Annotated in this window: 7 protein-coding genes; all 7 read right to left on the bottom strand. The window is 54.4% G+C overall.

Annotated features, from left to right (window positions below; genetic code table 11):
- Positions 1–57: 57 nt before the first annotated feature.
- A complete protein-coding gene (locus RIE53_09330) occupies positions 58–3,501 on the bottom strand; it encodes a type I restriction endonuclease (GenBank protein MEQ9104889.1) in 3,444 nt (1,147 codons plus the stop codon).
- Positions 3,498–4,718: a restriction endonuclease subunit S gene (locus RIE53_09325; GenBank protein ID MEQ9104888.1), complete on the bottom strand. Its 1,221-nt coding sequence runs from the start codon at positions 4,716–4,718 to the stop codon at positions 3,498–3,500. Before RIE53_09325 ends, RIE53_09330 begins: the two co-directional genes overlap by 4 nt.
- 86 nt (positions 4,719–4,804) lie before the next feature.
- Positions 4,805–5,722 carry a DUF5655 domain-containing protein gene (locus RIE53_09320; GenBank protein ID MEQ9104887.1) on the bottom strand — a complete coding sequence of 306 codons (918 nt, stop codon included), beginning with the start codon at positions 5,720–5,722 and terminating at the stop codon, positions 4,805–4,807.
- Positions 5,719–7,746, bottom strand: coding sequence for a class I SAM-dependent DNA methyltransferase (locus tag RIE53_09315; GenBank protein ID MEQ9104886.1), 2,028 nt, complete (start codon positions 7,744–7,746; stop codon positions 5,719–5,721). The genes RIE53_09320 and RIE53_09315 overlap by 4 nt, the downstream gene beginning before the upstream one ends.
- Before the next feature lie 1,221 nt (positions 7,747–8,967).
- On the bottom strand, positions 8,968–9,537 hold the full coding sequence (locus RIE53_09310) for a hypothetical protein (GenBank protein ID MEQ9104885.1): 570 nt from the start codon (positions 9,535–9,537) through the stop codon (positions 8,968–8,970).
- A 277-nt stretch (positions 9,538–9,814) separates the two neighbouring features.
- A complete protein-coding gene (locus tag RIE53_09305; protein ID MEQ9104884.1) occupies positions 9,815–10,381 on the bottom strand; it encodes a 3-isopropylmalate dehydratase in 567 nt (188 codons plus the stop codon).
- A 27-nt stretch (positions 10,382–10,408) separates the two neighbouring features.
- Entirely contained in the window at positions 10,409–11,779 is a 1,371-nt protein-coding gene (locus tag RIE53_09300) for an aconitase/3-isopropylmalate dehydratase large subunit family protein (protein ID MEQ9104883.1), read from the bottom strand.
- Positions 11,780–11,830: the final 51 nt, after the last annotated feature.

Here is an 11,830-nt window from a genome sequence, read left to right as displayed (position 1 = left end):
ATGTTTGGTCAACAACTATGTATAGAGCTTCGCAAATAGTTGGTGCAAGATCGTGTATCATTGCAACAACACCGTCCCCGGCCCCTGCCCCTGCCGAACGTAAAAGTCTCCCCGCTCCTCGTCTTTCTCTGTGCCCTTCCACTTGAGGTAAATCGGCACGGAACTGCGCTTGCACGAAACCAGGCAAACACGCCGTGCTCCGACGTTTTGCATGGCGGGGTCAATCAGCGTCGCGGCCAAATCCCCCAGCGCATTGCGGGTTTGCTCGGTCAGGTGGAGCATGAACGCATCTTCGCTGTCGAATCCGTCGGCGTCCAGGCCCAGCACCTTTCCGGAATCATCGACACCAATCAGGAGGTCACCGCCGTCCGTATTCATGAACGCTGCCAGCGTCTTCAGCACCGCGTGGGTAACCACTTTCGGGTTGTTCTGACCCAGCTTCACGTCCCAACGCAGCGTTGATTTGAACTCCAGCGTCTTGGACTCATGCTTTTTGACCAGATCGGCGGCCCGGCGATGCTTGGACGCGAACTGGTCAAACAGGAAGTCCTTCAGCACACGCCCGGCCTTGTCGTTGTTCGTAATGAGCTTGTACAGCTCATAGTTGGTATCCACAATGTCCTGAAGGACGTCCTCCGCCTTGTGGTCGAACGACAGCTTCGCATTGTCCCGCGTGTTCGCCTGAACGATCGTGCCGAGCGAAGCATCCCCATCTAACGTAGTCAACACCTTACCGATCGTCTCCTCGTGCTCCGGCCCCAACTTCAGCCCGAACCGATCATTCAGCAACTTGATGATCTGCGACAACGGTTCCTCATCCGCGGCGGGGCTCACATGGTGCTCCTTCGCCCCCTGCGGCTGCAACGCGCCTTCCCCCTGCTCTACGGACGTCGCGCCAGAGAACGTCTCGTGCAGCCGGTACGTGCCCATATCCACGTTGCTCGTGACCTCGACCGGCAAGACCTCCTTGTCACCGGCAATCAACGGCCGCAAAAAGCGGGCGAACACGAAAAGCTTCTCCAGGGAGATGTCCTTGAACGGCATGACCTGCGCCAGGAAACTGTACAGCCGGATGTACTCGCTCAGCTGGCTCTTGAATGCCTTCTGCTCTTCGTCCTCCAGCATCTTGTACCGCGCTACCGCCTTGCCGACCACCGCATACACCTTGCTGGAATCGACCCGTTTCTTCCCGAATACGTACCCGGCGACCTGTTCGATTTCGGCGCGCTCATACACGCCGTGCTCTTCAAGCCGCGCCTCCACATCGTAAATCAGATTCGGATCGGTACCCTCCGTCAGAATGGTCGTTTCGAAATAGTCCGCAAACGCCTTCTGGATGTCTTCGGCCTCGTTCGCGAAGTCGATGACCATGGTATCGACCTTGTCCGGATGCGTCCGGTTCAACCGGGACAGCGTCTGGACGGCCCCCACCCCTCCCAGCTTCTTGTCCACGTACATGGTGTGCAGCAGCGGCTGGTCAAACCCGGTCTGAAACTTGTTGGCCACCACCATAATGCGGTACGCATCCTGGTTGAACGTCTTTGCCGTCTGCGTATCGGAAAAGCCGTTCATTCCGGCCTCGGTGTACGTCTTTCCACCGTCATCCACCTTATCGGAAAACGCCACCAGCGTCTTGAAACTGTAGCCTTTCTCCTGGATGTAGGCATCGATGGCTAGCTTGTAGCGGACGGCGTGAAGCCGGGAACGCGTCACAATCATGGCCTTGGCCTTGCCCGCAATTCGATGTTTTACATGGGACGCGTAGTGATCCACCATGATGCCGACTTTCTGGCGGATGGCTTCTTCGTGCAGCTCCACAAAGTTCTTTAGCAGATACGTTGCCTTCCCCGTGTCGTAGCGAGGATCGTCTTCGACCGTCTTCAAAAGACGCCAGTAGGCCGTATACGTCGTGTAATTCCTCAGCACATCCAAAATGAAGCCCTCTTCGATGGCCTGCTTCATGGAGTACAAATGGAACGCTGAAAAACGGCCATCAGGCTGCCGTACGCCAAACAGCTCGAGCGTCTTGGGCTTCGGCGTGGCCGTGAAGGCAAACGTAGACAGGTTGTCCTGCCGTCCGCGCGCGGCTATCTCTTTCAGGACGGCGTTGTCCACTTCATCTTCCTCCAGTTCCTCCTCGGCAATGCCGTCCTTCACAAGCACCTTCTTCAGGCTCTTGGCCGATTCGCCGGACTGGGAGGAGTGCGCCTCGTCGACAATGACGGCAAACCGCTTGCCCTTCAACTCTCCGATCGCATTCACGATTACGCCGAACTTCTGGAGCGTCGTGACAATGATGGTCTTCCCGTCCTCAAGGGCCTTACCCAGCTGGCTGCTGGTCTTGTCGATATTCTGGACGATGCCCAGCGTCTGCTCGAATTGCTGGATGGTCTGCTGGAGCTGCCGGTCGAGGACACGTCGGTCGGTTACCACAATGATGGAGTCGAAAACCCGCTTATCGTCTATTCCGTGCAGCGTAGACAGCTGATGCGCCAGCCACGCAATCGTGTTTGACTTGCCGGAACCGGCGGAATGTTGGATTAGGTATCGCTTGCCCGCGCCGTGCTTCTTGGCGTCGGCTACCAGCGTTCGAACCGCATCCAGCTGTTGATACCGGGGGAAGATGAGTGCGTGCTGTTTCGTCTTCTTGCCGTTCTCATCGAAGAGCTCCACCCGGTGGATGAAATGCCGAATCAGATTCAGGATGCTTCGCTTGGTCCAAATGGATTCCCACAGATACGCCGTGGAATAACTGGTCTTCGACGGCGGGTTGCCCGCGCCGAGGGCATAGCCGCGATTGAAGGGCAGGAAACGTGTCCTGACGCCATCCAGACGCGTCGTCACGTAGGCAAGGTCCGTGTCGACCGCAAAGTGCCCAAGGCACCGCCCGAAGGCGAACAGGGGTTCCTTGGGATCGCGGTCTTCCCGGTACTGCCGCATGGCATCCTTCACCGTCTGACCGGTAATGGCATTCTTGAGCTCGGCCGTAAATAACGGGATGCCGTTCAGAAAGAGCACCAGGTCCAGGCTGTGGTTCTTGTTCTTGATGCTGTAGTGCAGCTGGCGGATGACCGCGAAGATGTTCGCCGCGTAGAGGTTCTGGAGTTCCTCGTTCAGTGCACTGGCTGGCGGGAAATAGGCCAAGTGGAAGTGGCAGCCCGTGTCCTTAACTCCCTTCCGGAGCACTTCGACTGCTCCACGCCGATCGATTTCACGCGCCACGCGCTGGCAGAACTTCGTCCGCGCCGACTCCGCATGATGCTGCTTGTACTTGGCCCACTCCTTGGGCTGCGTTCCCTGTACAAAAGATATGAGGTCATCCTGAATGAGGCTTCGGTTGATGTCGTAATCAGCCTGTGTGCGTTTTTCAAATCCACCCGGCGAACCGAATTCACCGTACTCCAGTCTTGGCTCACCAACCGTGCCCCCCAGTGCCGTACCGTGCACCAACATCCGCTCAATGGCAGATTCCAAAGCAGCTTCGTTGGTGCTCACCGTCATGCGGCGTTCCTCACGTCAATTTTGCCGGTCACTGCTGCTGAAATCAGCGCCGTGCGGTATTCCTTCAGGCGATCGATGGCTTCGTGGACTTTATCGGTAAGCGTGTCGATACGGGCGGTTTCGCGATCGAGAAATGCCGTAATATTTTCCTGTTCTCGATCTGAAGGGTGTGGCATTCTTAGCTGTCGAATGAAGTCTTGCCCAAGGTTGGGTTGTCCTCCACCGTATGCTTGCGCAACAATCCAAGACCGACCTGCGAGAAACGAATAATACGTAAACCTCTCTTTCATCGTATCAGTTGCTGTGAGTACACAACAAGCCTGGTTCACCGCTGCGTCCACACCCAGGAAACCTAGTCTACCTATTGTTGCTCCATACATAGCTATAGCCAAGCTTCCTTTGGGATGAATACGCAGGCCGGAAACGCAATTGACGGCATCGCGCGTTACGTATTTAGTCGTCTCGCTCACTGTTTTTTCCCGAAGCTCACTTGTGGTAATCCACGGGACGTCACCTCCATACCAGTGCTCCCCAGACGGCGTCGTTCCGCTACCAGTTCGGAACTGCCAACTTATCTTTGACACCTCCCAATGCTCCGGCACCATCCCGAGCCACTCCACACCGGAATCCTTCATTGGAACGTTGGGGTCAAGTCCCTTCGTGACAGCCTGCGTAATGAGCGCCGTGCGCTTTTCAACAAGGAGCTCGATCAACTTTTCCTTCTTGGCGATCAGTGTGTCAATCTTGGCCGTCTCGCGGTCGAGGAAGGAGGCGATGGCGCGTTGCTCATAGTCAGGTGGTACGACAATCCATAACTTGGCTATTTGGGATGGCGCTGCCCTCTGATGACTTCTTGTCGCTGATTGGACGATTGATGAAAGATATGACCGAATATTTTCTGACTGATAGAGCCTGTACGCCCAGTCAAGTTCGACACCCTGCGCCTCCAATTGAACGAATTCGGAGGATGCTACCGTCAATAAACCTGGTTTGGGAGCGGCTTTGCAGACTACGCCTTTTCGGGGGTTTAGCTTTGATACGAGTAACGCAACGCCGTTTATCAGCACTTTGTCGGAGTCAACGGTATTGCCGTCTTCAACAGCACCGGTCCCGGTTTGCTGAACATTGGGAATGGAGTAATGAAATACTTCAGATTCTGACATGTCATCCGCTTGCACCCGGATATTATTTACGCGGAATAAGGAATCAGTGCGCATGACACTCCAGTGTGCCGGTGTTTCCCCGAACCACTCTAATCCGGTCTCCTTGTACTCAGGATATTTAGCCAAGCTACGTAGCGCCATCAGCTCCCCTCGTACGATTTCTCAATGAGGGGCTTCGCACGTTCCAGGTCGGACATGGTTCGAAGCGTGATTTCGAGGTCTCCAGTGCCTAAATGTCCGATTGACCGCACATCTCGCGTGAAACCTTCCTGAAGCGCAATGGTGTCTGGGTTTACCTTCACCCACATCGTCAACGCCCTCGTAGTTGGCCAATATCCAACGCAGACGAAGTTGGACAGCCGCTTGAATGCGATGTAATGCTTGAGTGTTTTTTCCTGGACGTCGTCTCCGAGAGCAAAGACATACGAGCGCAACGCATCGAACAGGTCGGAACGCTCCTGGTCCATCATCGCTAGATTATCGAGCACCGTCTTCGGCTTACTGGAAGTTGAGCTGGGAGATTTCCCAACGGCATCGACGCCCTGACCTGTACTTGTGACTGCATTTATCATTTCGAAGGCCAGCAGTTCGTCTCCAAAACGCCGGTACCGGATGAGCTCAATGTTCCGATTCATTTGCTGGACCGCGTGCTCATCGTATTTGGTGAATCCGCCGGCAATGCACACCAGTCGTGGTGCAGACCAATCCACGGAGTCCATCGCTTCTTGCCCGAGTTCCTTCTGGACTTTCAATTCGAATTCGGCCTGGTGATCCATGAGCCAATCCAGATAGAACAGGCCCTGGTTGATCACGTTTTCGTTCGTGGCTCGTTTGTATTCAATAATCACAGGGCAGCCGTTTTCGTCGAGCGCCAACGTATCAATGCGTCCGCCGTGTCGGACACCCGTTGAGTATTCCGATGCCACGAAGCGCATCTGTAGAAACGTCGCAAGATGGTTTTCGATGAGGGTCTGGAGCGATTTTTCAAGGGCCGTGGATGTTCCAGGTATTTCCCTGACGTTCCCGCCATTGGTTGCAAACAGTTTGATATCGCTCATCCCGTCACCTCCCGAAGCAATTCAAGTATCTCCCGCTCGATGGTCTTGATATCTGCTTCGATCTCCTCCAGTGGCCTTGGAGGCGTGTATTTGTAAAAATACCGGTTGAAGTTGATCTCGTAGCCCACCAAGCCGACATCGCCGTCGCGCGTGTCCCGTTTGGACTCATCAATCCACGCATCTGGGACGTGGGGCAGAACTTCGCACTCGAAATACTCCTGAACGTCTTCAGACAACGGCACGCTTTCCGTGTCGCGCAGATTGGTGTCCGGTTCGGGGTCGCCATTCTTGTCGCGGCAGATGTCGGCCGTATCGTCCTGCTCAGAAAGGGCCGAGAGGATTGCCTTTTTGATGGGAGCCGCGAGCTTCACGTCGTGGCGCTTCGCCGCTGAATTCAATTCCTTGAGAAATGCCTTTCGACTCTTGAAGAGGGTGTCCGGCAGATCATGAAGCGCGGCCTCAATTTGCAGTTGAATCAGGCGTCCCTCAAGTATCTCCTTTTCTGCTGCTGGCCCTTTCTTTTTGGATTCTGCCAAGCGCTGGAACGTCCTTTCTTCCCGGATTCGGGCTTTCCGATCATCCGATGCTTGAAAATTGAGTCGCAGCGGACGCTCGACTGTGATTTTTCGGAATCCGAAATGGGTCGTCGGGTACACGCGGCAGTATTCGCCTTCTTTGAATGCAGATAGCAACCGCGTGATTTCTTCTGCCTTTTCGCGCGGAATCTCACGGCGCTTGTCGCCCAAGCTCTTGCGCATGGGCGTCCAGAACGACGTGGCGTCGACCAACAAAACCTTTCCTTTGCGCTCGGCCGTCTTGCGGGTCGTAAGCACCCACACGTACGTGGCGATGCCCGTGTTGTAAAAGAGCTGCTCTGGCAAGGCGACTATCGCCTCTACCAGATCTTCCTCCATGACGTAGCGCCGAATTTCACTCTCGCCGCTCCCGGCATCGCCCGTAAACAGCGGAGAACCATTCATGATGATGGCCGTGCGCGAGCCACTGTCGCCGCGCTTCATATGGTGCACAAGATGCAGCAGAAACAGCATCTGCCCGTCCGATATCCGCGGCGTTCCGGGACCAAACCGACCTGCCATGCCCCGCTCGGCTTCACCCTCGACCGCTTGCTTGTCACCCTTCCAATCCTTCCCGTACGGCGGATTGGCAATAAGGTAATCGAATGTCATTCCGGAGTGCTCGTCCGTCCGCAGCGTCGAACCAAACCGGATATTTTCACCGTCCCGACCATCCGTCGACTTCATGAACAAGTCGGACTTGCAGATGGCGTACGTCTCGGGATTGACCTCCTGCCCAAACACGTGGACATCGGCCGTCGAATTGACGGATTGGATGTGGTTCTTGGTGATGGTCAGCATTCCGCCAGATCCGCAACAGGGATCATAGACCGTCACCACGCGACCTTTGGTTTTGATGCGCTGCTCGTCACCTGTCAGCAGGACATCTGCCATGAGATGCACCACGTCCCTCGGCGTAAAGTGCTCTCCAGGATTCTCATTCAGGGCCTCGTTGAACTTGCGAATGAGTTCCTCGAAAACCGTGCCCATGGTGGCGTTGTCAATCCGGTCGGGGTGGAGGTCCACCGTATTGAACTTCTCCACCACCAGGAAGAGCAGACCGGACTGTTCAAGCTTCGAGATCGTGTTGTCGAAATCGAACTTCTCGACGACCTCGCGCATGTTCGGGCTGAAGCCCGCAATGTAATGCCGGAGGTTGGCCGCGAGATTCGGCGCGTCGGCCAGCAGACGATCGAAGGTGAACCGGGACGTGTTGTAGAAAGCAAATCCGGATGCCTTCCTGAGCTGGGGATCCAGGTTCTCCAGATCCATCTTGGAGAGCTGCTCGTACCGCTCAAGAACCTTCTGCTTTGAAGGCTCCAGCACACAATCCAGCCGCCTGAGTACCGTGAGTGGCAGAATTACATCCTGATACTTGCCCCGCTTGAAGTGATCACGGAGCAAATCGGCAACGCCCCACAGGAAAGAGACGATTTCAGAGTGGTTCATTGAGCGAGTGTCCGTGATTTAATAAGCGGATAGGATAACCATTCAAGGTGTTGGCAGGCAAGGCTAACCGCTGTGCGTCGTTACTTAACGTACCAGCCAGAGAACTACCAACGAAAGTATCGATATCCATTCTCTAACCGCTACATCATGCATCCATGTTATATACCGTTATGATAATGATCATTCTGGATAATGGTAAATACTGGACTACGGATCTCAATTGATTCTACACGTTATTTTTGGGTCCACAGTTGAACTCGAACGTTTTGACCGTATCCATCGAGCTCAATGATATTTTTCATCAACTAATGGACTTCCATAAATCAGACAGGAATCTCAGGCATGAACTATCTGGTTCATGTAATCTTTGATATCATACAAGTTTGTCATAAACCTTTCAGCATCACTAGGCCTAATGCATATTACTAATTTATTAGTTAGCAATCCCGTATAAGAATGTTTAACAAATGATTCTACTATCATTCCAATCACGCGCTTCCTTGATAAACCTAATCTACCTCTTCCCGTGCCCATGACTGGTATTGCTAGTTCCTGCAACTCACCTTCCGTACGAACATAGTTCCATAGTCCTTCGAGAGCGCTCGACAAGTCCTGGCGTGTTGATTGTGCATTACCCTTTTCGTTAAGACTAGCCATTGCAGTCAAGTAAAACGTCTTACCATGTGTATTTATTCGAACAGTCGTACCCATAGGATACACATCGTGATTAGGCTCTTGAGGCAGCCCTTCTTTTATAAGACTTATTAATTTACTCTGATTTCCCGAAAAATATTTCGAAGTGAACTGACCCTGTATACTTTCAGGAGAAATGACACCATCTGCGACATTCGCCTCAAACATAGTATTAGTACTCACAACAACCGAGCCATTGACATCGAATATATTTGCGACGCGAACCTCGATGATACAATCGGACGCAGGAATTGATATTTTTACCGACGTTATTGGTCGTTTTACCCATAACGATATGATAATAGCGACTAATAGAAATAATAAGAATGCGTAAGAACCATAATCATCTCTCGTGTAGACTTTGAAGAAATCCAACGTTTCAATAAACAGATAAAGCCCACCGTACACAAATAATACTGAACGGATTCCCTCCTTGGATACTAGGGCGTATCTCCAGTATTCTAAACTAAGGAGCGTCCCGAAGGAATACTTCGCTCGTTGACCGTATGACCTAATTCTAGACACGTGCTAACAGGGATAATAATACTTGTCTACTACTCGTTTTGTTTGGACCTCAAAGTCTTTGTCCAACAGCGCATTTATTATGTGTGCCTTTTTATTTGGTATGTGAAGTGTAGGAACTTCATTCATTAAATCTCGCAAAGAAGGCAGCTTTTCCCAAAGAGCAACTATGTTAGTTTTAAAATTCCCAGTACTACAGTCGACTATTTCAGACTTATCTTTGAAGTCCGGATAAACCACAATAACAGGTAGCCCTTTGGTACCGACACCGTACACTATCTCTTCTCTTAGAGCCCTACTGTTTTTAGTTACGCTACTCAGAAATAGTACTATATTTTTGGACTGCGCCAATCGATCACGAATTCTCGGCTTCAGAGTTAAATCCCAATTGCTCGAATCGCGAACATTATAGTTTTTCTCATGTGAATCAATGAATGGGAAAGACGGATCTGCGGCTTTCCACGCTTTAAGCATATTGTATGACTGAAAATCTCTAGTGGCGTGTGCTCCGAGTGCAGACTGTGAAAAGGGTTCACTGACGTAGAAAGCAGTATAATTTCCGTTTCGATAGCTCATGATGTTTCATTACTAAGTGTTATTTTGCACATACTGGTGTCACGGAAGTAGAGCAACAAACAACAATAGACGATCTATGTATACCACGGAATGGAGAGAACATCTACGAAACGCGATTTTTTTCGACTGAGCAATACGATACATGATTTTGGTGGTACAAGCAATGTGCAACCAAACTTCCCACTTCCTGCGTCGATTTGACTGACGTGAGGGACAATCGGTGAGTTCTGACCGCTAAATAAGGCCCGCTCCTAAATGTAACCTGCCAGGTTACATTTCAAACAGCCTTGATCATGCCGGTTTGGCGGGCGAAGGCGAAGATTCCACCGGCGGCGATGATTCCGGCGACTTCGCCGAGGGGCCGGAGGAGGTAGGTTTCGTCGGTGCGGGCAACGTGGAGGGTGCCAGTAGAGGTGTCTATGGTGAGTTCGTCGCCGGTTTCGACGAGGTCCACCAGGCGGGTGCGGGTTTCGAAGGGCACGAGGAAGCCGCCATCGACCGCGTTGCGGTAGAAGATGCGGGCGTATCCGTCGGCGACGACCGCCTGGACGCCTGCTTCGGCCAGGGCGAAGGGGGCGTGCTCGCGGGAGGAGCCGCATCCGAAGTTGGAGCCCGCGATGACTATGGTGAAGTCCGAAGTGTAGGCGTCGGGCTGGGTGAAGGGGATGCCGCCATTGGGGAGGCCGGCCTGAGCCTCGGGGACACCACTGAGGGCGTACCGGCCGTACATCCGCCGTTCTTCGGGTTCGCTCAGACTGTAGACAAGGTGCGCGGCAGGAATGATTTGGTCCGTATCGACGGAGTCTCCGAGGACGTAGGCGCGGCCATTTATGATGGGGTTCATGATTCTGTGCTTTTCCAGATGGGGCGCTTAAACGAGGACTTCCCGTGGGTCGGTGATGACGCCGGCGAGGGCGGAGGCGGCGACGGTGAGGGGTGAGGCGAGGTAGACGGAGGCGGCTTTGGAGCCCATGCGGCCGGGGAAGTTGCGGTTTGTGGTGGAGATGACGACTTCGGTGCCGTGGGTGCGGCCGAAGGTGTCCACGGGGCCGCCGAGGCAGGCGCCGCAGGAGGCGTGGCCCATCTTGCATCCGGCATCCAGGAAGAGTTGCCAGAGGGACTTCCCGGGAAAATCGGGGTGGCTTTCTTCGCGCAGGCGGCGGGAGACTTCGGTCGAAGCGGGCACCACAAACGTATCTATGGCCACGCGGCCCTCAGATGATGAACCTTGAGCCGAACCTGATGAGGAAAGGGTTCGACTGATGGACGTGCCCGCCCCGGCGTGGCCGAGGATGCCGGCGGCGGCGACGAAGTCGCCGAATTTGCCGCCGGTGCAGCTGCCGATGTAGGCGCGGTCCAGGCGGGTGCCGGCGACTTCACTGACGGTGGCCTTGTTGTCCGGTCGGTGGGGCTTGGCGACGACGGGCTCCATTTTCGAGACGTCGTACACCTTTTCGAAGGCGTAGGAGGCGTTGGGCGACGGCCGGACCACGGTGTAGGGCCGGTCGGTGCGTTCGCGGACGAAGGCCTCGGTCTTCGCATCGGCCGCAATAATGCCGTTCTTCCCTCCCGCTTCGATGGCCATGTTGGTGAGCGTCATGCGCTCTTCCATGGAGAGGTCGAAGACGGCCTCGCCGTCGAATTCCAGGGCGCGATAGGTGCCGCCCTCGAATCCGATGTCGCCGATGACGGCCAGGATGAGGTCCTTGGCCATGAGCCACGGCGGGAGTGCGCCTTCGAAGACGAACCGCATGGTTTCCGGGACGCGGACCCAGATCTTGCCCGTGCCCAGGATGAACGCGGCATCGGTGTTGCCCACGCCCGTCGAAAACAGCCCGAAAGCGCCCGAAGTGCACGTATGGCTGTCGGTCCCGAAGAGCACGGTGCCGGGCAGATTGAACCCCTCCTCTGCCAATGCTACGTGGCAGACTCCCTTGTACCTGCTGGTTCCTACATCGTAGTAGTGAGGCAGTTCGTGCTTGGCCGCAAAGGCGCGGAGCAACTCGATGTTGCGCCGCGCATGTGGATCCTCGGTGTGGATGTAGTGGTCCGGAAGGACCACCACGCCGTCGGGATTCCAAACGCGCGCATCGGCCCCGAACTCCCGCTCGAAAATGCCGAACGTGGGCGGCCCGCAGACGTCGTGGGTCATGAGCGTATCCACATCCACCCAGATGGAGTCACCGGGCGCAACACGCTCCCGACCGGCATGGGCGGCGAGGATTTGTTCGGTAAGGGTCAAGGCTCAAAAAAGGTTTTTAGGGATGGGATAGCGCTGGAAAGCAGGATACTG

The sequence above is a fragment of the Rhodothermales bacterium genome (genome assembly GCA_040221055.1).
Taxonomy (GTDB): domain Bacteria; phylum Bacteroidota; class Rhodothermia; order Rhodothermales; family UBA10348; genus 1-14-0-65-60-17.
The sequence above is the reverse complement of the archived record's forward strand: the minus strand, read 5'-3'. Positions and strand labels throughout refer to the sequence as shown.

Coding starts and splice junctions, on each gene's coding strand:
- RIE53_09330 (MEQ9104889.1), bottom strand. CDS start 3,501: ATGACGGTGAGCACCAACGAAGCTGCTTTGGAATCTGCCATTGAGCGG.
- RIE53_09325 (MEQ9104888.1), bottom strand. CDS start 4,718: ATGCGCACTGATTCCTTATTCCGCGTAAATAATATCCGGGTGCAAGCG.
- RIE53_09320 (MEQ9104887.1), bottom strand. CDS start 5,722: ATGAGCGATATCAAACTGTTTGCAACCAATGGCGGGAACGTCAGGGAA.
- RIE53_09315 (MEQ9104886.1), bottom strand. CDS start 7,746: ATGAACCACTCTGAAATCGTCTCTTTCCTGTGGGGCGTTGCCGATTTG.
- RIE53_09310 (MEQ9104885.1), bottom strand. CDS start 9,537: ATGAGCTATCGAAACGGAAATTATACTGCTTTCTACGTCAGTGAACCC.
- RIE53_09305 (MEQ9104884.1), bottom strand. CDS start 10,381: ATGAACCCCATCATAAATGGCCGCGCCTACGTCCTCGGAGACTCCGTC.